This window comes from Cellulomonas sp. NTE-D12 (genome assembly GCF_027923705.1).
Classification (GTDB): domain Bacteria; phylum Actinomycetota; class Actinomycetes; order Actinomycetales; family Cellulomonadaceae; genus Cellulomonas.
The window spans coordinates 1,017,772-1,041,904 of record NZ_AP026442.1 but is presented as its reverse complement, the minus strand read 5'-3'; the positions used below and the strand labels follow the sequence as shown (position 1 = coordinate 1,041,904).

General features: G+C 73.7%; 20 protein-coding genes. 3 read left to right on the top strand and 17 right to left on the bottom strand.

Translation table 11 applies throughout. The annotated features are described in order from the left end of the window. Positions 1–24: 24 nt before the first annotated feature. From QMF98_RS04770 to QMF98_RS04735, 8 genes are all read right to left on the bottom strand, one after another. Entirely contained in the window at positions 25–192 is a 168-nt protein-coding gene (locus QMF98_RS04770) for a DUF3117 domain-containing protein (RefSeq protein WP_263731687.1), read from the bottom strand. 106 nt (positions 193–298) lie between these two features. Continuing rightward, complete coding sequence (locus tag QMF98_RS04765; RefSeq protein ID WP_337974917.1) at positions 299–1,537, bottom strand: hypothetical protein; 1,239 nt, start codon at positions 1,535–1,537, stop codon at positions 299–301. 4 nt (positions 1,538–1,541) lie between these two features. Further along, positions 1,542–2,459, bottom strand: coding sequence for an LOG family protein (locus tag QMF98_RS04760; RefSeq protein ID WP_337974916.1), 918 nt, complete (start codon positions 2,457–2,459; stop codon positions 1,542–1,544). Between the two features lie 42 nt (positions 2,460–2,501). Further along, on the bottom strand, positions 2,502–3,587 hold the full coding sequence (gene dapE, locus QMF98_RS04755) for a succinyl-diaminopimelate desuccinylase (RefSeq protein WP_337974915.1): 1,086 nt from the start codon (positions 3,585–3,587) through the stop codon (positions 2,502–2,504). Positions 3,588–3,633: 46 nt separating this feature from the next. Continuing rightward, positions 3,634–5,724 carry a glycosyl hydrolase gene (locus tag QMF98_RS04750; protein ID WP_337974914.1) on the bottom strand — a complete coding sequence of 697 codons (2,091 nt, stop codon included), beginning with the start codon at positions 5,722–5,724 and terminating at the stop codon, positions 3,634–3,636. Then, positions 5,721–6,449 carry an efflux RND transporter periplasmic adaptor subunit gene (locus QMF98_RS04745; protein WP_291763192.1) on the bottom strand — a complete coding sequence of 243 codons (729 nt, stop codon included), beginning with the start codon at positions 6,447–6,449 and terminating at the stop codon, positions 5,721–5,723. Before QMF98_RS04745 ends, QMF98_RS04750 begins: the two co-directional genes overlap by 4 nt. After that, on the bottom strand, positions 6,446–8,161 hold the full coding sequence (locus tag QMF98_RS04740) for a glycosyltransferase family 2 protein (protein WP_337974913.1): 1,716 nt from the start codon (positions 8,159–8,161) through the stop codon (positions 6,446–6,448). Before QMF98_RS04740 ends, QMF98_RS04745 begins: the two co-directional genes overlap by 4 nt. Positions 8,162–8,513: 352 nt before the next feature. Continuing rightward, on the bottom strand, positions 8,514–9,992 hold the full coding sequence (locus QMF98_RS04735; RefSeq protein ID WP_337974912.1) for a glutamate synthase subunit beta: 1,479 nt from the start codon (positions 9,990–9,992) through the stop codon (positions 8,514–8,516). Positions 9,993–10,143: 151 nt separating this feature from the next. Here QMF98_RS04735 and dapD point away from each other — a divergent pair, with 151 nt between their 5' ends. Further along, complete coding sequence (dapD, locus tag QMF98_RS04730) at positions 10,144–11,088, top strand: 2,3,4,5-tetrahydropyridine-2,6-dicarboxylate N-succinyltransferase (protein ID WP_337974911.1); 945 nt, start codon at positions 10,144–10,146, stop codon at positions 11,086–11,088. Further along, positions 11,088–12,023: a hypothetical protein gene (locus QMF98_RS04725; protein WP_337974910.1), complete on the top strand. Its 936-nt coding sequence runs from the start codon at positions 11,088–11,090 to the stop codon at positions 12,021–12,023. The genes dapD and QMF98_RS04725 overlap by 1 nt, the downstream gene beginning before the upstream one ends. Before the next feature lie 92 nt (positions 12,024–12,115). Here QMF98_RS04725 and QMF98_RS04720 read toward each other — a convergent pair whose 3' ends face one another. From QMF98_RS04720 to fdxA, 3 genes are all read right to left on the bottom strand, one after another. Continuing rightward, positions 12,116–13,426: a citrate synthase gene (locus QMF98_RS04720; protein ID WP_291763202.1), complete on the bottom strand. Its 1,311-nt coding sequence runs from the start codon at positions 13,424–13,426 to the stop codon at positions 12,116–12,118. 169 nt (positions 13,427–13,595) lie between these two features. After that, on the bottom strand, positions 13,596–14,750 hold the full coding sequence (gene dapC / locus QMF98_RS04715) for a succinyldiaminopimelate transaminase (RefSeq protein WP_337974909.1): 1,155 nt from the start codon (positions 14,748–14,750) through the stop codon (positions 13,596–13,598). A gap of 7 nt (positions 14,751–14,757) precedes the next feature. After that, positions 14,758–15,084, bottom strand: a complete 327-nt coding sequence (gene fdxA, locus QMF98_RS04710; RefSeq protein WP_263731699.1) for a ferredoxin — start codon at positions 15,082–15,084, stop codon at positions 14,758–14,760. Positions 15,085–15,197: 113 nt separating this feature from the next. Here fdxA and QMF98_RS04705 point away from each other — a divergent pair, with 113 nt between their 5' ends. Continuing rightward, a complete protein-coding gene (locus tag QMF98_RS04705) occupies positions 15,198–15,443 on the top strand; it encodes a putative acetyltransferase (protein ID WP_337974908.1) in 246 nt (81 codons plus the stop codon). 27 nt (positions 15,444–15,470) lie between these two features. Here the strand turns inward: QMF98_RS04705 and QMF98_RS04700 are convergent, their stop codons facing one another. From QMF98_RS04700 to QMF98_RS04675, 6 genes are all read right to left on the bottom strand, one after another. Then, a complete protein-coding gene (locus QMF98_RS04700; RefSeq protein WP_337974907.1) occupies positions 15,471–18,050 on the bottom strand; it encodes a VanW family protein in 2,580 nt (859 codons plus the stop codon). Positions 18,051–18,185: 135 nt separating this feature from the next. Then, on the bottom strand, positions 18,186–18,686 hold the full coding sequence (locus QMF98_RS04695; RefSeq protein WP_337974906.1) for a flavin reductase family protein: 501 nt from the start codon (positions 18,684–18,686) through the stop codon (positions 18,186–18,188). Next, positions 18,683–19,039, bottom strand: a complete 357-nt coding sequence (locus QMF98_RS04690) for a hypothetical protein (RefSeq protein WP_337974905.1) — start codon at positions 19,037–19,039, stop codon at positions 18,683–18,685. The genes QMF98_RS04695 and QMF98_RS04690 overlap by 4 nt, the downstream gene beginning before the upstream one ends. A 9-nt stretch (positions 19,040–19,048) precedes the next feature. After that, the gene (locus tag QMF98_RS04685; protein ID WP_337974904.1) at positions 19,049–19,990 is read right to left on the bottom strand and encodes a PIG-L family deacetylase; all 942 of its coding nucleotides are present in this window, start codon (positions 19,988–19,990) and stop codon (positions 19,049–19,051) included. Between the two features lie 32 nt (positions 19,991–20,022). Then, on the bottom strand, positions 20,023–21,945 hold the full coding sequence (typA, locus tag QMF98_RS04680; RefSeq protein WP_337974903.1) for a translational GTPase TypA: 1,923 nt from the start codon (positions 21,943–21,945) through the stop codon (positions 20,023–20,025). 139 nt (positions 21,946–22,084) lie between these two features. After that, complete coding sequence (locus tag QMF98_RS04675; protein WP_337974902.1) at positions 22,085–24,133, bottom strand: ABC transporter substrate-binding protein; 2,049 nt, start codon at positions 24,131–24,133, stop codon at positions 22,085–22,087.

Below are 24,133 nucleotides of genomic sequence, written 5' to 3'. Positions count from 1 at the left end.
ACGGCGCCATCCCGCCGGCCGGCCTCAGCCGGCGACCGACGTCAGAGCCTGTCCCAGCTCCGCCGCCTCGGTCGCGTTGAGCTCGACCACCAGACGGCCGCCGCCCTCGAGCGGGACGCGCATGACGATGCCACGACCCTCCTTGGTGACCTCCAGCGGTCCGTCGCCGGTCCTCGGCTTCATCGCGGCCATGCGGGGCCTCTCCTTCGGCTGGTGTGACCCGGCCTCCCTGCGCAGGAAGGCGGTTGTCCGGGTCCCATCCTAGGTCACCCGCCCCTTCCGACCGGCCCTCGCACCGTCACGGTGGCCAGTCGCCGTGCGGGTTGAACAGCCACATCGTGCGGATCCACAGCACCTGCAGCCCCACCATGAGGGCCAGCACAGCCCAGAACGCGATCCGCCGGGCACGTTCCGGGCGGGTGACCAGCCCCGCGGTGACCGCACCCATGGGGAACGCCAGCAGGAGGAAGCGGGCCAGGCTGCTCCCCGGCTCGATCACCGCGACGATGTACCCGATGTACGCGGCGGACCAGGTGTGCAGCTCGTTGCCGAGCCGCCAGGCCGCGGGAGCGACGAGCAGCGCGATCGTGAGACCGAACCCCGCGACCACGACGAGGGCCGCCCAAGGCCCGAACCAGAACTGCGGCACGTAGCTCCAGCCGTAGAACGGCGTGGTGGTGCGCACGCCCCGCCACGACTCCTGGGTGAGCAGGTACCCGTTCGGCACTCCGGTCATCCAGCCGCAGATGAGCGGCCACGCGAAGCCGGACACCACGGCGACCGCACCGAGGGCCGCGACGCGCAGCACGTCGCGCAGCGGGAACGCCTCGCTCCCCCGGCGGGCGTCGCGCCACCGCACGAGCGCGTGCACCGCGACGACGACGGCCATCGGCAGGGCGACGGCACGGGCGAAGCCCAACGCCACCACGACCAGCGCCGCCGCGCCGTAGCGCCGTCGCATCAGCAGGTAGAGCGAGCCTGTGACCAGCAGCAGGGCGAGCGACTCGGTGTAGCCCGCCTGGAGCACCGGCGACGTCGGGAAGACGCAGACCAGGGCGACGGTCGCCAGCGGCAGCGCCGGCCACGCGGCGACCGCACGGGGCGCGCCGAGGACGACGCAGCGGTGGACGAGGAGGACGGCGCCGGCGCCCAGCAGCGTGGCGACCACCGGGGCGGCCACCTCCCACGGCAGGCGGGTCACCGTCATCACGCCGCGCACGAGTGCCGGGTACAGCGGGAAGAAGGCCCACGCGTTCTGCTGCACCAGACCGTCCGCGCCGTGCGGCAGCGTGGCCGGGTAGCCGTGCTCGGCGATCTGCCGGTACCAGGACCCGTCGAACATCAGGCCGACGAACTTCCAGTACGACGGGTGCCCGGGCGTCCAGAGGTTCGGCAGCTGCAGCCGCGCCACCCAGACGAAGACCGCTGCGGTGAACAGGCGGGTCAGCCCGAACAGTGCGAGAACCTGACCCCACCAGGGCCAGCTGCGCGGGTCCGTCCGGGCGCGCCGGAGCGACGGCGACGGCTCGAGCACCACGCCGCTACCAGCCGGTGCTCTGCGTGGACGTGGCGTTCGCCTCCGCACCCACGGCGGCCTCCTCCTGCGCCCGCAGCTCGGCCCCGCGGCGCACGACGATCTCGACCGCCTCGTCGGGGTCGTCCGTCAGCCGCAGCAGGTCCGCGTCCGACGGCCCGACCATGCCGCGGTCGGTGACGGTGCTGCGGATCCAGTCGAGCAGGCCGCCCCAGTAGTCGGTGCCCATCAGGACGATGGGGAACCCGACGACCTTGTGCGTCTGCACCAGGGTCAGCGCCTCGAACAGCTCGTCGAGGGTGCCGAACCCGCCCGGCAGCACCACGAACCCCTCGGCGTACTTGACGAACATCGTCTTGCGGGCGAAGAAGTACCGGAAGTTGACGCCGAGGTCGACCCACTTGTTCATGCCCTGCTCGAAGGGCAGCTCGATGCCGAGCCCCACGGACAGCCCGCCGGCCTGCGCAGCGCCCTTGTTGGCGGCCTCCATCACGCCCGGGCCACCGCCGGTGATCACCGCGTAGCCGGCGCGCGCCAGGCTCGCCGCCACTCGGCGCGCCAGCTCGTACTCCGGCCGACCCTTGCGGATCCGCGCCGAGCCGAACACGCTCACCGCGGGCCCGACCTCGGCCAGCGCCCCGAAGCCCTCGACGAACTCGCTCTGGATCCGCATCACGCGCCAGGGGTCGTCGTGCAGCCAGCTGACCCGGTCGCCCCTGGTCAGCAGGCGCTGGTCGGACGTGGTGGCGGGGATCTGCGGACCGCGCAGCAGCACGGGACCCCGGCGGTACTCGGTGATGTCCTTGCGGCGGCGGCCGTCACCCGAGCGTGCGACCTCGTGGCCGTCGACGCCCTGGCCCGCCTCGGACCGTCCTGCCCGCGAGGAGCCGCGTGCGCCGCGGTCCTCGCCCTGCTGCTCGTCCATGGGGGGCACTCTAGGGCCGCGACCCTGGAGCGACCTGGCGGGTCAGCCGACGAGCCACGCCCGCAGCGCGGCGTGCACCTGCTCGATCTGGGCCACCGGGCAACGCTCGTCGCGCGCGTGCGCGAGCAGGGGGTCGCCGGGGCCGAAGTTGACCGCCGGCACCCCGAGCGCGCTGAAGCGCGCGACGTCCGTCCAGCCGAGCTTCGCCACCGGCGCGCGGCCCGTGGCGCCGAGCACGGCGGCCGTGAAGTCGCGGGCGGCCGGCTCGTCGAGCCCAGGCAACGCTCCCGCGGCGGCGTCCACGACGGTGACGTCGTAGCCGGCCATCACGTCGCGCACGTGCGCCTCCGCCTCCGCCACCGAGCGCGTGGGGGCGAACCGGTAGTTCACCGTGACGACGCACCGGTCCGGGATGACGTTGGCGGCCGTGCCGCCGGAGACGAGGACGGCATTGAGGCCCTCCTTGTACTCCAGCCCGTCGACCGTCACGGTGGCGGGCTGGTACGCCTCGAGGCGCCGGAGCAGCTCACCGGCGCGATGGATCGCGTTCACACCCATCCAGGCGCGGGCGGAGTGGGCGGCGACGCCCGGGACGACGACCTCGGCCCGCAGCGTGCCGTTGCAGCCGCCCTCGACGCCGCCCGCCGTGGGTTCGCCGAGGATCGCGAAGTCCGCCGCCAGCCAGTCCGGGTGCGCCGCGGCGACCCGGCCCAGACCGTTCAGGTCGGCGGCGACCTCCTCGTGGTCGTAGAAGACCCACGTGACATCGTGCACCGGTGCCGAGAGCTCGGCGGCGAGCGCGAGCTGGACGGCGACCCCGGCCTTCATGTCCACGGTGCCGCGGCCCCAGAGCACCGCGTCGGCACCGGAGCCCTCGACGTGGCTCGGGACGTTGTCCGCGACCGGCACGGTGTCCAGGTGCCCGGCGACGGCGACGCGCCGCGGCCGGCCCAGCCGCGTGCGCGCCACCACGGTGTCGCCGTCCCGGAGCACCTCGAGGTGCGGCTGCGCCCGCAGCGCCCGTTCGACGAGGTCGGCCAGAGGCCCCTCCGCGCCGCTGACCGACGGGACGTCGCAGATGGCGCGGGTCAGCGTGAGCAGGTCCGCCGTGAGATCAAGGTCGGTCACGGGGCGACCCTAGCCACTCCCGGCGGTGGCACCGCGGCGGCCCCGGTCAGCGGGAGTGCGCCGCGATGAACGCCAGCAGGTAGGCCTTGGAGTTGGCGTTGTCGATCGAGGCGTTCGGCAGCTGCTGGGCGGCGGTCCAGGCGGCGGCCGCCTCCTTGCCGCCGGCCATCGACCGGTACATGAGCAGGTAGTCGCCGAACTGCACGCCGTACCCGTTCGGTGCCGCCTCGTCGACGGCGGCCGTGATCCGCGCCGGGTCGACCCCCTGGGCCAGCCAGCCGGACGCCGGGTTCATCGGGATCAGCTGGATGCCGAGCATCGCGCCGGGCTCCGGGCTGAACCACGTGGCGTAGTCGCGCTTGCCGCCCCAGTTCATGGCGACCACCTTGTGCTGGAACCCGCTGAACGCCGACAGGTCCGGAGCCGTCCAGTACGCGCGGACCGAGGCGGCCTCCGTGGACATCAGCCAGGTGGCCTCCGTCCCGAGCGCGTCCTGGCCGCTCGCCGCGGCCCACAGGCCGAGACCGTTCCAGGCGTTCACCGCCTCGGAGCCGGACTCCTGGTTGTTCCCGTCCGCGAAGGGCGAGGTGCCCGACGCCCACGAGTGGCCCGTGTAGGGGTCGAACACCCGCAGCTGCGGCAGCTGGTCGCTGGGCTTCGCCGCCGCGATGTCCTGCCCGACCAGGTCGAGCACCGGGCGCAACGTGGCGGCCAAGCCCGGGTCGCCCTTGGCGAGCAGCCCGGCGGCCGACAGCAGGTAGCCGTAGTGGAAGTGGTGGTCGTTCAGCTGGTCGGAGCCGAAGGACGGCGTCTTGCCGATCACCGAGCGGACGGAGTCGTCGTACACGAAGCACCGCGCGTCCCTGGTGGTGCAGCCCTTCGGGTCCGCCCACTCCTGGATCGCCTTCTCGGTGCGGGTGCGCAGGTCCGCCACCGCGTCCTTGGCACCGACCTGCTCGCCGAGGACGACGAGCGTCGCGGCGCGGTACAGGTTCTTGCCGCCGAAGTAGGTGTCGGAGGCGAAGGCGCCGGTGGAGGCGACGTCGGCGCGCACCTGCGTGGCGATCGCCGCCTTCTGGTCGGCGGTCAGGTGCGACAGGTCGAGGGAGCCGGACGGCGTCGCCAGCGGCGCGTACGCCGTCAGCACCGAGCCGCGGCACAGCGTGAGGTCGCCGTAGATGCTCGGGTAGGTGCCGAGGTCGCAGCCCGTGCGCGCCGGCTGGGTGCCGGTGCGCTGGTGGGGCATCAGGACGTAGGCCGAGGGTGTGCTCTTGGCCGTGCGGTAGGTCAGGGTGGTGCGGGCCACCTGGTCGCCCACGCCGTAGGAGACGTCGACACCGGTGACCGGGTCGGCGGCGGCGCTGGCGAGCTCGGTCGCGGCCTCCGCGGACGCGCCGTGCGGCAGGGGGTACCACGTCGCCGTCTGCCCGGGCTGCAGCGTGACCGACGAGCCGTGCAGGGCGCCGCCCGGCACGACCAGCGCCCAGGTGGTGTCGCCGACGGTGACCGTCGGCGCAGGACCGTCACCGGCCGCGAAGCCGGCGCCGGCACCGAACGAGACCGCGCGGTCGGCGGTGAACGACGCGAACGGGGACCCCTCGGCCAGCGCGACGTGCCCCAGCCGGGCGCCGCTGCCGTCCAGCAGCGCGACGGTCACGCTCACCGGGTCGGCGGCGATCACCTGGGACGACGCGGCACCCACGTCGACCGTCACGGCCGGGACGTGCGGTCCGGCGATCGTCTTCGCGGTGGCCACCGGCTTGGGCGCGCCGAGCTGGAAGCCGCCGCCAGCCAGGGCGAACGACAACGGGAGCGGGAACACCGGCTGCGGCTGGGCGCCGAAGACGAGCCCGGAGTACCACCGGTTGGACGGCGGCACCAGGCCGGGAGCCAGCCGCGGTGCGGTCACGCCCTGCGCGACGGTCGCGTGCGGCACCCCCTTCACCAGGGCAGCGGTGTCCACCTGGGGCACCGGCGCGTCGGCCGGCCCCTGGACCGGGCCCGAGGGCCCGCCGGAGGACGACGCCGCACCGAGCCGAGCGCCGCGCGGGCCCCAGGACGACAGGCCGAGGGCGATGGCGGCCATCAGCACGACGGCGGCGACGGAGCTGACGATGACGATGACGCGGCGGCTCAACCGATCAGCCCCTGGACGTAGGTGCGGACCTTGTCGGCGACGGTGGTCACCACCCCGTCGTTGCGCAGCTGGAGCTGGGCGACGACCGGGGTCCCGGCCGTCACCATCCCGTCACCGGCGCCGGACGCCAGGCCGGGGCTGGTCACGTCGACCACCGCCTGCGCCTTGCCGTTCACCGTGGTGACGCGCACCTGGTCCACGGAGCCGACGACCGTGCGCTGGTCCGGCAGCACGATGGTCACCGGCTCCTGCTTGCTGACCCGCGCGTACTCCTTGGGGGTGAGCGTGTACTGCGCCTCCACGGTCAGGCTGCCGGCGCGCTGCACCGTGCCCAGCTGGCCGCCGGCCTGGACGAAGCTGCCGGGCTGGGCCTGGAGCTGCGTCACCGTGCCGTCCTCGGCGGCCTGCACCACCAGGTGGCCTGCCTTGTCCACGACGGTCGCGTCCGGCACCTGACCGGCGCCCTGCGCACGGGCCTGCGACAGCGTCGCGGAGTCGATGGTGAACAGGGTGTCCCCCTTGTGCACCTGGTCGCCGACCTTGACGGGCCGGTCCAGCACGATGCCGGCGTACGGAGCGCCGACGGCGATCTCCTGCCCGACGATCTGCGCCGACGTGCTCGTGGCACGCCCGCGGTTCTCGTTGAGCTTGTAGGTGGCCAGTGCGGCCAGGACGAGGACGAGCACGACGCCGAACAGGAGTCGCAGGCGGGAAGCCCAGGTCATGCGGCACCTCCGGTGAGGATCAGGTCGGGGTTCTGCTGCGCGGCGGCGCGGACGGCACGGCGACCGCTGCGGCGGGCGAGCCGGGCGGCGCGACGGGCGCGGCGCGCCTCGCGCAGGGCGGTGACGAGGAAGCCACCGAGGATCAGGGTGTTGGTGATGTTCCAGGCGAGCGCCAGGCTCGGGTAGCCGTTGCTGACGTCCTTCCAGACGCCCACCACGGTGGTGACGGCCAACAGCACGAACATCAGCACCTGCGGCTGGATGAAGGCGAAGGGCGAGCGGTACGCGCCCTTCTTGCCCGTGACGTGCCACACCTGCTCACGGCGCAGCAGCGCGTTGACCAGGGCCCGCAGGTAGATCGGGAAGGACACGGAGGCCAGCAGCAGCACCTCCCAGCGGAACGAGCCGAGGGTGTAGAAGGCGAGCAGCACCTGCAGCACGTAGAAGCCCGCGTAGTACAACGCCCAGGTCAGGGGCGTCAGGTGCAGGTTCATCGGCGTCATGTCGAAGTAGATCTGCAGCGGCGGCACCAGCAGCAGGAGCGCCGGCGCGATGCCCGTCAGGTAGTGGGTCGCGGTGACGGTGTACTGGACCTTCTGGTCCACCGTCAGGCCGCGACCGCGCCGCCACGGCCAGCGCTGCAGCATGATCTCGAACCCGCCCGTCGCCCACCGCAGCTGCTGCTTGGTGTACGCCTCGACGGTCTCGGGTGTGTCGCCGACGGCGAGCGCCGTGGGGATGTAGACGGACCGCCACCCGCGCTCGTGCAAGCGCAACGAGGTCCACACGTCCTCGGACTTCGAGTCGGCGTACATGCCGCCCACGGAGTCGATCGCGGCGCGGCGGAACACGACGTTGGTGCCCACGCAGAACGCGGCGTTGAAGCGGTTCCGGCCCGGCTGGATGAACCGGTAGAACACCGACTGCATGTAGCCCGCACCGCGGGAGATGATCGAGTCGAGGTTGCCGTACACCTGCGGGGTCTGGACGAACGCGACGTCGTCCTCCGCGAAGAAGGGCACCGTCTCGTGCAGGAACGACGGGTCCGGCACGAAGTCGGCGTCGAAGATCGCGAACAGCTCCGCCCTGCTCAGCGACAGCGCGTGGTTGATGTTCCCGGCCTTGGCGCCGGTATGGGCGAGCCGGCGCACGTAGCGGGCGCCGAGCTCGGCTGCGAGGTCGCGGACGTCGTCGTCGTCGCCGTCGTCGAGCACCCAGACGACGTGCGCGCCCTGCATCGCCATCGCCGCGCTGACCGTGCGGCGGATGGTGCCGAGGTCCTCGCCGAAGGTGGTGATGAAGACGTCCACGTCCACCACGCGGTCCTTGAGGAACATCCGCCACGCCCAGGGCGCGTCCTCCATGCGGTCACGGACGATCTCCGCCATCTCGTACAGGCGGTCCTGGGCATGGTGGAACGCGAAGTTCCGGGGGTTGTCGCCGCCGGCGAGGATCGTCCACATCGCCAGCAGGGCGTGCGCGACGAGCACCGCCTCGGCCGCCATCACCATCACGTACGGCAGCCAGTCGCCGCGGTTGGACGGGTTCAGCAGGAAGACGGCGTACAGGACGACGCCCGCCGCGGCCGCCAGCACGAGCAGCACCAGCGACGGGCTCCGTGCCGCGTCGTTCTCGGCGCTCGGGGCAGGAACCTCGTACGGCTCGTCCGTCGCGCGCGGCTCGCTCATCAGCCGCCCGAAGGTCGTGGTCACCGGTCCTCCATCGTCGTCGTCCAGGCCGCGAAGGAGAGACTCCTTCGCGGATGGGCGGCGTCGTCGGCGCCGGTCGGCGGACGACCTGCCCTCGAAGGCTCGAGGACGGTCTCGCTGCGACCTGGATGGCCCTGCAGCGCCCGCACTTGCGTGTCTCGACCATGGGGCGGCAAACCGGGCATGTCTACCCGAGACGACGTGAAGCACGTCACGAAAGAACGGTCAGAACGGACGTATCAGGCGTCTGACCTGCATGGACAGGCGTCCAGGTTCAGCGCCGGCACGACGTCGTGCAAGGCCGCTGGTTCTCACGATGTGGGACGCCGGAGACCGACGACCCCCCGACGACGGCTCAGAGGCGCAGGCTCGCGGTGCTGGCCCGGATCGGTGCCGGCAGCTCGCTGGTGCCGGTCCCCGACAGGTACGCGTCGACGGCGCGGGCCGCCGCACGGCCCTCGGCGATGGCCCACACGATCAGCGACTGGCCACGGCCGGCGTCCCCGGCGACGAACACCCCGGGCACGTCCGTCGCGAACTCGTCGTCGCGCGCCAGCGTGCCGCGGCCCGTCAGCGTCACGCCGAGCTGCTCCAGCAGCGGGCTCCGCTCGGGCCCGGTGAAACCCATCGCCAGGAGCACCAGCTGGGCCGGCAGGTCGCGCTCCGTGCCCGGAACCTGGGCGATCCGTCCGTCCACCAGCTCGACGTCCACCAGCCGCAGCGCGCGCACCGCGCCCTGGCCGTCCGCCAGCACCTCCTGCGTGCTGACCGCGTAGACGCGCTCGCCACCCTCCTCGTGGGCGCTCGCGACGCGGAACAGGTTCGGGTACGTCGGCCACGGCTGGCCGGCGGGCCGGTCCTGCGGCGGCCGCGGCATGATCTCGAGCTGCGTCACCGAGCGGGCACCCTGCCGGATCGCGGTGCCCAGGCAGTCCGCACCCGTGTCGCCGCCCCCGATCACCACGACGTCCTTGCCCGTCGCGGTCACCTGGCCCGGCACGTCCTCGCCGAGCGCCGCCCGGTTGGCCGGGGGGAGGTACTCCATCGCCTGCAGCACGCCACTCACCTGGCGGCCGGGTACGTCGAGGTCCCGCGGGACGGTCGAGCCGACCGCGAGGACCACCGCGTCGTACCGGGCGCGCAGCTCCACCCCGGACACGTCGGTGCCGACCTCGACACCCGAGTGGAACCGGGTCCCCTCCTCGCGCATCAGCGCGAGGCGACGGTCGATGACGTCCTTCTCCATCTTGAACTCGGGGATGCCGTAGCGGAGCAGGCCGCCCGGCTTGTCCGCCCGCTCGTACACCGCCACGGTGTGACCGGCCCGGGTCAGCTGCTGGGCGGCGGCGAGGCCCGCGGGTCCCGAGCCGATCACCGCGACCGTGTGCCCGGTGTACCAGCGCGGCACCTGCGGCGTGACCAGGCCGCGGGAGTAGGCCTCCTCGATGATGGAGACCTCGACGTTCTTGATGGTGACGGGCGGCTGGTTGATGCCGAGCACGCAGGCCGTCTCGCAGGGTGCCGGGCAGAGCCGACCGGTGAACTCCGGGAAGTTGTTGGTGGCCAGCAGCCGGTCCGTCGCGTCGGCCCACTGGTCGCGCCACACCAGGTCGTTCCACTCCGGGACGAGGTTCCCCAGCGGGCAGCCGTTGTGGCAGAACGGGATGCCGCAGTCCATGCACCTGCCGGCCTGCTGGTGCAGCGTGGCGAGCGCGTCCCGGTCCCCTGCGCGGTGCGCGTGGATCTCGCGCCAGTCCAGGATGCGGACGTCGACGGGCCGGTCGGCGGGCAGAGCTCGCTGCCGCACGGTGAGGAACCCTCGGGGATCAGCCACGTCACTTGCCCTTCGATGCAGGCCAGGGCCCCTTTCGGGGGAGCTGGCGGCCCGGGGCACGGAACCGGGCAGGCACCCGTGCCGAGCACACCCTAGACACTGTCCGGACGCCCGCCGAACGGGCCTAGGTCCCGGCCCTAGGCTGGCGGCCATGTCCTCCCGCACCGCCTGGGGCCACGGCCTCGCCACGGTCGCCGACGACGGCACCACCCTGGACGTCTGGTACCCGGCGCCTGCGCTCGGCGCACCGCCCGCCGATCCCGAGCCACCCGCCGAGCTGGCGGCCGCGACGGGCCACGACCCGCTGCGCGGCGTGACGGTCGTCGCGGTGACCACGTCGATCGACCTCGACGCCGCACCCGCCGACTGCGCCGACGCCTACCTGCGGCTGCACCTGCTCTCGCACCGCCTGGTCCGGCCCAACGAGCAGAACCTCGACGGCATCTTCGGCGTGCTCCCCACGGTGGTCTGGACCTCGGCGGGCCCGTGCGCCGTCGAGGGTTTCGAGCGGACACGCCTGCGCCTGCGCGCCCGCGGTGCGGTGACGGTCCTGGGCGTGGACAAGTTCCCCCGGATGGTCGACTACGTCGTCCCCGACGGGGTCCGGATCGCCGATGCGGACCGCGTGCGGCTGGGCGCGCACCTCGCACCCGGCACCACCGTGATGCACGAGGGCTTCGTCAACTACAACGCCGGCACTCTCGGCGTCTCCATGGTCGAGGGCCGCATCTCGCAGGGCGTCGTCGTGGACGACGGCTCGGACGTCGGCGGTGGCGCGTCGATCATGGGCACCCTGTCCGGCGGTGGCCGTGAGCGGGTGTCGATCGGGCGGCGGACGCTGCTCGGCGCGAACGCCGGTCTCGGCATCCGGCTCGGCGACGACTGCGTCGTGGAGGCCGGGCTCTACGTCACGGCGGGCACCAAGGTGACGCTGGTCGGGTTCGACGACGAGCCCGGCCACCAGGTCGTCAAGGCGCGCGAGCTGTCCGGTGCGGACGGCGTGCTGTTCCGTCGCAACTCCCGCACCGGGGCCGTCGAGGCCGTGCGGCGCACCGGGGTGGGCGTGCAGCTCAACGCGGCGTTGCACGCCAACTGATGCCAGGCCGACGCCCCGGGCGTCGATCTCCGCGACGTCGGCGGGGGCGGCGCGTCCTCGCCACCGTCGTCGGGTCGCTGCTGCTCGTCGCCGCCGCGGTGGCCGGGGTCGTGACGCTGCTCGACCACGCGGCACCCCGACCACCCGTCGCGGAGAGCTGTGTCGCCGAGGTCAACGGCGTCACGGCCAGGCTGAGCCCGCAGCAGTCCGACAACGCCGCCGTGATCGCCGCGGTGGCGGTCCGTCGTGGGCTCCCCGCACGTGCGGCGACGATCGCCCTGGCGACGGCGTTGCAGGAGTCCGGCCTGATCAACCTCGACCACGGCGACCGGGACTCGCTCGGGCTCTTCCAGCAGCGCCCCTCCCAGGGCTGGGGCACCGCCGCCCAGGTGATGGACCCCGTCTACGCGACCGGGACGTTCTACGACCGGCTGGTGAAGGTGCCCGACTACCAGAACCTGCCGATCACCGAGGCGGCCCAGGCCGTGCAGCGCTCGGCCCTCCCCGACGCGTACGCGGTGCACGAGGACCGGTCCCGGGCCTGGGCCTCCTCGCTGACCGGATGGTCACCGGCCGCCCTGAGCTGCACGCTGCGGCCGGCGGGGACGCCAGGGACCACCGACGCGGTGCTGGGCAGGGCGGCCCGGGACCTCGGCCTGAGCGGAACCGTCGTCCCCGCCGCGCCGGCTCCGGGCTCGGGGCACGCCGTGGCTCCGGCGCCGGTCGTGGCGCTCGACGCGACGCCGCTGGTCGCCGGTGACGCGGCCCGCGCGGGGTGGGCGACCGCCCAGTGGGCGGTCGCGGCGGCCTGGACCGTCGGTGTCGACCAGGTGGCCGTCGCCGACCAGGTGTGGAAGCGCGGCACCGACGGCTGGCACCCGACCACCACCGGCGCGCTGCCGCCCGGTCAGGTGCGGCTGACGCTCGCCGTCTGACGGCCGTCGCGCTCCGCCGACCCCGGGGCCCGCAGCCGAGCCCGCGTCCCGCGTGCGGCGCGGCGCGACCGGTGCGGCGACGAGTGCCCCGGTCAGCGCTGCTCGACCGGCACGTAGTCCCGCTCGACGGCACCGGTGTAGATCTGCCGAGGCCGCCCGATCTTGGTCTGCGGGTCGTTCATCATCTCCCGCCACTGCGCGATCCACCCGGGCATGCGTCCGAGGGCGAACAGCGGCGTGAACATGTCCTCGGTGAACCCCATCGCCTTGTAGATCAGGCCGGTGTAGAAGTCCACGTTCGGGTACAGCTTGCGCGAGATGAAGTAGTCGTCGGACAGCGCGATCTCCTCCAGGCGGAGGGCGATGTCCAGCAGCTCGTCCTGCGTGCCGAGCGCCTGCAGCACGTCGTGCGCGCTCTGCTTCACGATCGCCGCACGCGGGTCGTAGTTCTTGTAGACGCGGTGCCCGAAGCCCATCAGCCGGACGCCGGCCTCCTTGTCCTTGACCCGCCGCATGAACGAGGTGGCGTCGCCACCGTTCTTCTGGATCTCCACGAGCATCTTGAGCACGGCCTCGTTGGCGCCGCCGTGCAGCGGTCCGGAGAGGGCGTTGATGCCCGCCGCCACCGACGCGTACACGTTGGCGTGGCTCGAGCCGACGATCCGCACGGTCGACGTGGAGCAGTTCTGCTCGTGGTCGGCGTGCAGGATCAGCAGCTTGTCGAGCGCCTTCACGGCGACCGGGTTCGGTGCCCACTGCTGGTACGGCACCGCGAACGCCATGCGGAGGAAGTCCTCGACGTAGCCCCGCGAGTAGTCGGGGTACAGCAGCGGCTCACCCTTGGACGCCCGGTACACGTACGACGTGATGGTGCGGGTCTTGGCCAGGATCAGCACCGTGGCCAGCTCGACCGCCTCGGGGTCGAACGGGTCCAGCGACTCGGGGTAGAAGGTCGACAGCGCGTTGACCGCCGAGGCCATCACGGCCATCGGGTGCGCACCGCGCGGGAACGTCCCCATGAAGGTGCGGAAGTCCTCGTGCACCAGCGTGTGCCGGTTCACGCGCTCGACGAAGCCGTCGAGCTCGCTCGGCGACGGCAGCTCCCCGTGGATCAGCAGGTACGCCACCTCGAGGAAGCTGGAGCTCTCCGCGAGCTGGTCGATCGGGTAGCCGCGGTAGCGCAGGATGCCCGCATCGCCGTCGATGTAGGTGATCTTCGACTCGCACGACGCGGTGTTCATGAAGCCGGGGTCGACGGTCACCAGGCCGGTGTCGCGCAGCAGCGAGGAGACGACGATGCCGTCGTTGCCCTCGGTCGCGGTGACGATCGGCAGGTCACGGGCCTGGCCGTCCACCACCAGCTGGACCGGCGCCTGCGTGGGCGCCGAGAGGGTCTCCGTCATGTTCGTCCTTCCTGCACCGGCCGGATGAGCCGCATCGTCGCGTACCTCAGCGGGCGGGGCCAGTGGTGAGGGCCCCGCAGGATGTGGCGTGACAGTACCCGCCGAATTCGTCACACGACCAACGTCCGGCGGACGTTCGTCCCATGTGTGACGCGACTCACACGGTCCGTCATGCCCCTGTCAGACGAGCCGCGGCCTCGCCGATGCGCTCGTCCGACGCCGTCAGAGCGATGCGCACGTGGCCGCTTCCCGCCGTCCCGTAGAACGCACCGGGCGCCACCAAGATGCCCAGGCCGGCCAGGTCGTCCACGGTCGCCCACGAGTCCTGCCCACCGGCCGCCGGGCGGGTCCACAGGTAGAGGCCGGCCGCCGAACGGTCCACCGCGTACCCGGCCTCCTCGAGCGCCGCGCGCAGCACCCGGCGTCGACGTGCGTAGCGAGCGCGTTGCTCCGCCACGTGCGCGTCGTCGTCCAGCGCCACGGTCATCGCCGCCTGCACCGGCCCGGGCACGATCAGGCCTGCGTGCTTGCGGACCTCCAGCAGCGCCCCCACCAGCGCGAGGTCACCGGCGACGAACGCCGCCCGGTAGCCCGCCAGGTTCGACTGCTTGGAGAGCGAGTAGGCGGCCAGCAGACCGGAGTGGTCGCCGTCGCACACCCGCGGGTCGAGCAGGCTCGGCACACCCTCGGCGTCCCAGGGCGCGTCCCACGCGAGCTCGGCGTAGCACTCGTCGGACGCGATGACGACCGGTTTCCCGTGCCGGGCCGACGCCTCCCGTGCGGCCGCCACCACGGCATGCAGCTGCGAGACGCCGAGCACGGAGCCGTCCGGGTTGCCCGGCGAGTTCAGCCAGACGAGCCGCACCGCACCCGCGCCGTCCGCGGCCAGCCGGGCGGCCGGGTCGGCGCACGGCTCCGGGGTCGCACCGGCCAGCCGGGCGCCGACGTCGTACGTCGGGTACGCCACCGCCGGGTGCAGCACCACGTCGCCCGGGCCGATCCCGAGGAGGGACGGCAGCAGCGCCACCAGCTCCTTGGACCCGACGGTCGGCAGCACCGCCGTGGGGTCGAGGTGCGGCACGTGCCGACGCCGGGCGAACCACCGCGACACCGCCTCGCGCAGCTCGCCGGTGCCATGGGTCGTCGGGTACCCCGGTGAGTCGGCCGCGGCAGCGAGGGCCTCGCGCACGAGGGCCGGCGTCGGGTCGACGGGTGTGCCGACGGACAGGTCGACGATGCCGCCGGGGTGCGCAGCAGCACGGGCGGCCGCCGGTGCCAGGGTGTCCCAGGGGAAGTCCGGGAGGGTGCCGGTCAGCAGTCCCACGGGGACGTCACTCGCCGTTGATGCGCAGCGGCAGCGTGGCGATGATCGGGTGGTCCTTGTCGATCTGGCCCATCTTGGCGGCACCGCCGGGCGAGCCCAGGTCGTCGAAGAACTCGACGTTGGCCTGGTAGTACGTGGCCCACTGCTCCGGGACGTCGTCCTCGTAGTAGATCGCCTCGACCGGGCACACCGGCTCGCACGCGCCGCAGTCCACGCACTCGTCGGGGTGGATGTAGAGCGAACGACGCCCTTCGTAGATGCAGTCGACAGGACACTCGTCGATGCACGCCTTGTCCTTGACGTCGACACAGGGCTCGGCGATGACGTACGTCACGGTGCTCCTCCACGGGTGCGCGACAGGCGGGGTGCCGGCGCCGGATCAGTCGTGCCTAGTATCGCTCACATGCCCCTGCCGGCCGGTCACGGTCCACATGACGGGGACGCCGCGTGACCCACGACGGCTGGCGGGAGTGGGCTCCGGGCATCCGCGTGGTGGTGCGCCGACTCCGCGACGACAGCCCCGCGCCTGGTGAGCCCCGGTACACGGACGTCCTGGGAGACCTGCTGAAGGTCGACGACGAGGGCGTGCTGGTCCGCACCCGCCGCGGTGACGTGCACGTCCCGGCACGTGCGATCGCGCTGACCAAGGTGGTGCCGCCCGCACCGCCGCGTCGCCGGCCCCGCTCCCTCTAGCGCCAGGCTGCCGTCCGGTGTCCGGTGTCAGGACGTCGGGCTCGGTGAGGCCCCGCTCGGGGCAGGGCCGCAGATGATCGTGTCCTGCGCCTTGTAGGTGGTGGTCCGGGACGTCGACTGCTTCACCTCGCCGTTCAGCGACAGCTGTCGCGTCACGGTCACGGTGAACCCCGGGTTCCCCGCCGACTGGGGCGTGCACGTCGGCGACTGGGAGTAGACGGTCGTCGGGGCGTGCACGTTCGACCGGGGGCTGGTCGTGGACGTGACGGTCCAGTACTTGGTGCCCCAGATCCGCACGTGCACCTGGTTGTCCGCCACCCAGGCCTGGATGAGGGCGCCGTACGGCGTGTTGTTCTTCCACTTCATGTCCAGCGTCGGCACGAAGATCGTCGCCTCGCGACCCTCCGGGTACCGCGTGAACCACTCCGAGTGCGGGGTGTGCGCCACGTCCTCGAACCCCGCGAAGAAGGCGGCGTTGTAGGTGGTGGTCGAGACCTGCGACAGCCCACCGCCCAGGGCCTGGACGTGGTCGCCGTCGACGATCGCGCCGGCGTCGATGTAGCCGTGCGCGGCGTCGATGGGGCTCAGCGCGGTCCCGAGGCTGAACGTGTCGCCGGGCCGCACCAGCACGCCGTTGATCTTGCTCGCGCCGACGGTGATGTTCACCGTGCGGTGGGGCTCGCTGGTCAGCGGCGTCGCGAACTCGGAGACGATCTCCTTGATGCCGAGGGCCTGCAGCGCCGCCGTGCTCTGCGCCGGGTCCGACGGCACCAGCGACACGGTGGCGGTGCGCTGGGTCGGGGACGACGCGGCCGTGGCGACCGCCGCCGCGAGGGCGTTGGGGTCGATCGTCGTGCCGGGGGTCCCCGGGACGAGCACGGGGGCGTCGTTCTGGAAGTCGAAGCGCGCGTCCGACGCCGGCGTCACCAGCCCCGGCGTCTGCGCCAGCACCGCGGCGACCAGGGCGGGGCCGTTGAGCTGCAGCACCAGCTTGCCGTCCTGGGCGACGAAGGACGCGTTGGCGACCAGGGTGCTCGCGGGCAGGCTGACCGTCCGGTCCGCGACGGTCACCGTCACAGGTGCACCGGCGACACGCTGCGCGACCTCGGTGAGCGCCGCGTCCGTCTCGGCCTGGGTGATGTCCGGTGCGACCGACCTGGTCGGCAGCACGAGAGGTCGTGCGCCGACCAGCCAGCCGTCCCGGATCGTCTTCTCGGCGCCGGGGACGTCCAGGTCGGTGCCGTCCTGCGCCGGGGTGGCGTGGGCGGTGCCGTCGGCGAAGACGATCGAACCGTTGACGGGCGCCACCTGGAGCGAGTCGGCCAGGTGCTGGACCGCGGTGTGCAGGGCGCCGGCGTCGACCGCGGTGACGGCGGGCTGGGCGCCCACCCCGACCACCTGGTTCCAGAGGCGGACCGGCTGCAGCAGGTCGACGCCGACCAGCCGCCGGACGGTCGCCGCAGCGTCGAACGTCAGGCCGGCGTGCGCGGGGTCCAGCTGCGACTGCTGGGTGCCGGCCGCGACGGCCAGCGAACCAGTGGTGACCGGGCCGAGGCGGCCAGTCAGCCGGTCCACCGCCGCCGTCTCGGTCAGGCCGCCGATGTCCACCCCGGCGACCGTGGCCCCGCGCGGCACCCGGTGGCCGAGCGCGTAGCAGGCACCGGCGTACGCACCGACGAGCACGACGACGATGCCGAGCACGACGGCCAGCTGGCGCGGCCAGCGACGGCGGCCGTCGTCCGGCTCGAAGTCGTCGAGCACGGAGGTCTCTCGGTTCACGACCGGAACCGCGCCGGCCCGGACGTGCGGGGACGACGAGCCGCCGGCCGCGGTCGCCGGGAAGGCGCTGGTCCGCGAGGGGATCGCCGTGGCAGCCGTGGGCTCCGCAGAGACGGCCGGGGCCGCGACGGCTGGCTCGGCGGCGGTCGTGGGGACCGCCGGCGCGTCGGCACGGGCGCCGACAGGCGGATCGACTGGGGCCGGCGAGCCACCGGAGGCCGTCTCGACCGTCGGTTCGCGGGGACCGGTGACCGGCTCAGCAGTGCCGTCGGCAACCGGGGCGTCCTGGGCCACCGGCCGGTCGGCGGCAACCGGGGCGTCGGGGGCGATCGGCGCGTCGGCGGCAACCGCGGCGTCGGGGGCGACAGGGCCGTCAGGCGTCCTCGGCGGGACCGGCAGGGCGTCGGCGCCGTCGGCCGCCTGCGCGGGCTCCGTCGCGCTCCGGGTCTCCACCGCGGTGCCGGTCTGCTCGACGTCGCCGCCGGTCACCGTCTCGCCGCCGGTCACCGTCTCGGCGGGTGGCACGTTCTCAGCGGGGGCCACCGGCTCGGCCGGCGCCGATCCGGGGATCCGGTCGAGTGGTTCGGTCCCCTCGACGACGTCCCGCGCATCCGGGGCGTCCTCCGGCGCCTGCTCCGGGGTCTCAGCGACCGGGGTCGCCTCCGCCTCGTCCCGCGGCGTGCTCGGGCCGTCGCCACCCTGGTGCGCCGAGGGGATGTGGTGCAGCCGGCTGATGTCGGACCAGGTGGGCCAGCGGGTGCCGTCACCATCACCGCCCGGCGTGGGATCGGCGACCGGCACGGAGTCGCTGTCGGTCCCGTTCGTCATGCACTCCCCCTGGGTGGCGGGGCTGCTCTCCCGCGTCGCGCGATTCTACGGCGGCCGGGGTCGGCGGCCGGGGAGGTGCCCGTGGGCCGGCCGCCCGGCGACCACGTGCGGACGCCGACGAGGCCGCCGCCAGGCTCAGCGGACCGGTCGGAGCCGGCCTCTCAGGTGCACCAGCGAACCGGCCTCGGCGTCGCCCTGGACCGCGTCGAGCACGCCGCCCACGACGATCCGGTGGTCACCGGACTCGTACGCCGCGACGGTCTCGCAGTCGAACCAGGCGGCGGCGCCGTCCACGCGAGCGCCGCCCGTCAGCGCCGAGACCGTGTGCGGCACGCGGACCAGCTGGTCGACGACGGGCCGGCCGTACGACGCCAGCCAGTCCGCGACCGGGGCCTGGTCGTCCGCCAGCACGCTGAGCGTCCACCGCGCGGTCTCGTCGAGCGCATCCGCGAGCCGCGAGTCGGCGTGCACGCAGAACAGGAGCTGCGGCGGCCGCAACGAGACCGACGCCACGGAGCTGACGGTCGTGGCGTGCACGGACCCGCGCCACCCGACCGTGACCACGCACACGCCACCGGGGAGCCGGGCGGCGGCCGCCCGGTACGCGTCCACCTGCTGCTCGTCGGCGGCGGTCACGGGCGGTCGACGAACAGCCGGCGCGGCAGCAGCGCAACCGCCGCCGTCACCACCAGCGACCCGATCACCCACACCAGCCCCAGCAGCCCGGCGGGCACCAGCACGTCCCCGCCCGGTCCCCGCTGCGCGAGCACCTGCACCGCCAGGAAGAGACCGCCGAGGAAGCCGACCCAGGTGACCCAGCCGGACCAGGCGCGCGCCGTGACGGCGGCGCTGAGCACCAGGACGAGGGCCCCGACCATCCCCCACGGCTGGTAGGCGCGGTGCACGACGGTGCCGACCGTGCCGACCAGCACACCGAGCAGCAGAGCACCCGCGGCACGACCCGCCGCGGCGGCTGTCAGGGGTTGCACCGGGTCAGGCTACCGGCGCGTGCTGGGCGCGCCGTCCGAGCCCGTCCGGCGCCGGCGGACGGGCGCCGGCCACTCGACGGCGCCGGGGTCGCCGCCGGCCACCTCGTAGCCCTCGTGGGGCAGGAGCGGCTGCACGAGGCGGTTGCTCAGGGCGAACGCACCGACGAGCCGAGGGTCGTCGTCGATCGACGTCACGGCCTGCACCTGTGTGGCATGCGCGCGCAGCGCGCCCACCACCTGGTCACGGACGGGGCGCACGTCCACCGCCAGGTGCACCGCGTCGTCCGTCACGACGAGCGCGGCGGTCTCCCCCGCGGGGTCCGTCAGCGTCAGCCCGCCCGGCCAGGGCCCGTGCGCGTCGAGCGCCGCCGCGGCGGCCGCCGTCTCGGTCCGGCCCGCGCGTCGCCAGAGCACCACGGGACACCAGGCCGGTCCCGTCGCCAGCTCCAGCGCGCGCATCGTCACCTGGTGCGTGCGGACGTGGTCCGGGTGGCCGTAACCGCCCTCCGGGTCGTACGTCGCGAGCACGTCCGGACGGCGCCGACGCAGCAGCCCGGCCAGCCGCTCGGCCGCCTCGTCGAGCGGGACGCCGACGAAGGCGCCCGGGGGCACCCCCGAGCCGAGCCCCGCGCGGGCCGACCCGGTCCACACCATGCCCGAGTCCTCGTACCGCTTCGGGGACACCGGGGCCAGCCGGTCGAGGAACGCCTGGTCGGGGACGCCGAGGGCGGCCAGTGCCGCCGCCAGCTCCGCCTCCCGACGGGCGGCCAGCGCGGGCCCGTCGCCCTCGAGGTGGGCGAGGCGCTCGCCGATCACCTCGCCGCGTTCACCGCGGGTCGCGGTCACCACGGTGACCGGCAGGCCGGCGCCGGCGAACGCCGCGAGCAGCGCTCCGGTCGCCAGCGTCTCGTCGTCCGGGTGCGCGTGCACCGCGACCAGGCCGCCGGTCACGTCCTGGCTCGACGCGACCGCGCCCGGCGGCGTCACGACCGCGCGGCGGCCTTGGCCCGGGCCGTCATGCGCGCGCGCTCGGTCTGGTCGAGCTCGACCTTGCGCAGCCGCACCACCTCGGGCGTCACCTCGACGCACTCGTCCTCCCGCGCGAACTCGAGGGACTCCTCGAGCGTCAGCTTGCGCGGCGGCACGAGCGTCTCGAAGACGTCAGCCGTGGAGGAGCGCATGTTGGTGAGCTTCTTCTCCTTGGTGATGTTGACGTCCATGTCCTCGTTGCGCGGGTTCTCGCCGACGATCATGCCCTCGTAGACCTCCTGGGTGGGGTCGACGAAGAACGTGCCGCGGTCCTGCAGGTTGGTCATGGCGTACGGGGTCGCGACGCCGGCGCGGTCGGCGACGAGCGAACCGGTCGAGCGGGACTCGATGGTCCCGGCCCACGGCTCGTAGCCCTCGGCGATCGAGGACGCGATACCGGTGCCACGGGTGTCGGTGAGGAACCGGGTGCGGAAGCCGATCAGCCCGCGGGCCGGCACCAGGAACTCCATGCGCACCCAGCCGGTGCCGTGGTTCGACATCGTCTGCATGCGGCCGCGGCGCTGCGCCATCAGCTGCGTGACGGCGCCGAGGAACTCCTCCGGCACGTCGATGGTCATCCGCTCGGTCGGCTCCCAGGTGTGGCCGTCGATCTGCTTGGTGACCACCTGCGGCTTGCCGACGGTCAGCTCGAAGCCCTCGCGGCGCATCTGCTCGACCAGGATGGCCAGCGCCAGCTCACCGCGGCCCTGCACCTCCCAGGCGTCCGGCCGGCTGGTCGGCAGCACGCGCAGCGACACGTTGCCCACCAGCTCGCGGTCCAGGCGGTCCTTCACCTGGCGGGCGGTCACCTTGTGGCCCTTGCCGCCCTTGCCGGCGAGCGGGGACGTGTTGATCCCGATGGTGACGGAGATCGCCGGGTCGTCGACCGTGATCAGCGGCAGCGGCCGGGGGTCGTCCGGGTCCGTCAGCGTCTCGCCGATGGTGATGTCCTCGATGCCGGCCACCGCGACGATGTCGCCCGGACGGGCCTCCTCGGTGGGGACCCGCTCGAGCGCCTTGGTCTCCAGCAGCTCGGTCACCTTGACGTTCTGGATGCTGCCGTCGTGGCGGGCCCAGGCGACGGTCTGCCCCTTGCGCAGCGTGCCGTTGAAGATGCGCAGCAGCGCGAGGCGGCCGAGGAAGGGCGACGCGTCGAGGTTGGTGACGTGCGCCTGCAGCGGTGCGTCCTCGTCGTACGTCGGAGCCGGGATCTTCTCGACGATGGTGGTGAACAGGGGCTCGAGGTCCTCGTTGTCCGGCAGCCCGCCGTCGGCCGGCTGCTCCAGCGAGGCACGCCCCGCCTTGGCCGCCGCGTACACGACGGGCACGTCCAGGATCGAGTCGAGGTCGAGGTCCGGCACGTCGTCGTGCAGGTCGGAGGCGAGGCCGAGCAGCAGGTCCGTGGTCTCGGAGACGACCTCGCTGATGCGGGCGTCGGGCCGGTCCACCTTGTTCACGACGAGGATCACCGGCAGCTTCGCCGCGAGCGCCTTGCGCAGCACGAAGCGCGTCTGCGGGAGCGGGCCCTCGCTGGCGTCCACCAGCAGCACCACGCCGTCGACCATCGACAGGCCACGCTCCACCTCACCGCCGAAGTCGGCGTGGCCGGGGGTGTCGATCACGTTGATCGTGATGCCGTCGGGCTGGCCCGCCTCGGCCGCCGCGGGGCCGGAGTACCGGACCGCGGTGTTCTTGGCGAGGATCGTGATGCCCTTCTCGCGCTCCAGCTCGCCGGAGTCCATCGCGCGCCGCTCGACGTGCTCGTGGGCGCCGAACGCCCCGGTCTGCCACAGCATGGCGTCGACCAGGGTGGTCTTGCCGTGGTCGACGTGCGCGACGATCGCGACGTTGCGCAGGTCCGGACGCACGGCGGGCATACGAGACTCATCTCTGTTCGAGGGTGGGGAGCGCGCCACGACGGCGGGCGCCCGACGATTCTACGCGGTCCGCGCCGCGGGCCCCGGGTCGGCCCCGTGACCGTCGCCGGCGGCTGCACGTCCCGGGGAGCGGCAGGCCTCAGGCGGCCGTGCTCGCCCAGCGCCACCACGACGTCAGGTCGGCCGACCCCCACGGGATGGCGGGAACCTGTGCCAGCCGAGGCCGGCCGTCGGACGAGGCGGTCGACGTCCCGGCACCCACCGTCGCCGCCAGCTCCGGCTGACGCGCCAGGGGCACCACGACGTCCGCCGTGGTGAGCGCCGCCGACACGCTGGCGAGCGACGCGGCGACGGCCGCCGCATCGGTCTGCCTCGCAGCCTGGTCCAGCAGCGCGTCCAGCGCAGGGTCGCGGTGCGACGTGACGTTGGTGGCGCCGCCCGTGCGCCACCGGGCCAGCACCGAGGCCACCGGTGCGGGACTCTGCGGCACGGGCAGCAGCGCGACGTCCCAGGAGCCCGGGTCGGCCCACAGCGCCGTGGCCGGGTCGGCGGGCCGTGCCTGCGTGACCGCGAACCCCGCAGGGGCCAGCTGTGTCGTCAGCGCCGCCAGCATGTCCCGGCGCACCTCGTCGTCCGTGCTCACCAGGACGCGAACCGGCACGGCCGTCGAGGACGGGCCGCCCGGTGTCGCCGACGGCTCGGGAGTGCTCGTCGCCCTGTCGGAAGGAGCCGGGCTGGACGACGAGCTCGGTGCCGCCGTCGAGCTCGTCACGCTCGGGCCGACGGCGGCGAGGACGGCGCCGCTCGGCGACCCGTGGGCGAGGCCTGCCAGCCGTCCGCGGTCCACCGCACCGACGAACGCCGCGCGCAGCGCCGCCGCCCGTGCCGTGCCGTCGCCACCCGACGACGTCCAGTGCGCCGGGTCGAAGACGCTGCCGCCGCCCTCCTGCAGCTGGAGCTGCAGCACCGCACCACCACCGTCGGACACCCGGACGTTCGGCACCTTCTGCAGCGCCGAGCGGACGTCCGCCGTCGCGACGGGAGCCACCACGTCCGCCGTGCCGGCGCGCAGGGCCGCCACCTGGGCGAGCGGGTCGAGGTCGGAGCGCACCACCACACGGTCGTACGCGGCAGGGCGGGCACCCGAGTACGCCTCGTTGCGGACCAGCTCCACCCGCTTGCCGGGGTCCACCACGTCGACCCGGTACGGGCCGGTGGTCACCGCAGCGGCGGGGTCGTCCTTCAACGCCGCGGCGTCGGCCTCCGTGCGCCACACGCGCGAGACCGGGATCAGCGCCTTCCGGTCCGCGTGCTGGATCGCCGCGGTCACCAGGGCGGACCAGTGTGCCGCGTCCGCCCCGGCGGTCGACGTCGGAGCGGGCGACCCGTCGGCCGTCGCGGACGAGGCCCCGGGCGTGGAGGACGACGCAGCGCTCGCGGTCGGCCCCTCGGTCGAAGCCGTCGCGCCGCCCAGCGCCAGCCGGCCGACGACATGGGCGGGGAGGTTGACGTCGAGGGCGGACTGCCAGTCCGCGACGGGATCGGCGTACACGAGCGTGAGCCCGTGCTCGTCCACCGTCGGGACGGCAGGGGCGTGCACCAGCACCGGCGACACCGCGCCGAACCACACGGTGTCCGGGGCGGGCGCGGTCGACGGGGTCGCCGAGGAGCCCGGTGCGGGCGCGGTGCCCGCCGCGGCGGAGCTCGCGCTCGGCACGGCCGGCGCCGTCGCCGAGCCGCTCGGAGCAGGGCTCGCCGTCGCGGCACCGCCGGCACCCGTGTCCGGCGGGGTCTCGTCGAGCTGACCCGACCGCGCCGCCCACTCCAGCAGCAGGTCGTCCCCGGTGACCGGCACACCGTCCGACCAGCGGGCGTTCGGCGCGACGGTGTACCGCACGGTCAACGGGTTGTCGGACGTCTTCTCGACCGTGCCCATCGCCGTGTCCGGGACCACGGCACCTGCCTCGTCCACCGTGGTGAACCGGTCCTGCACCAGCCCGCGGACCAGCGTGCTGCCCGGTGTCCGGCCCGCGGTCGTCGCGGCGTTGAGCGACTCGAAGGGCAGGTCGACCGTGACCACCACCGTGCGCGACCGCTGCGGGTCGACCGTGGTCGCGGTGCATCCGGCCACCGAGAGGGCAGCCGCCGCCACGAGGGCGGCGATCAGCTGCCCACGACGGCGGCGCAC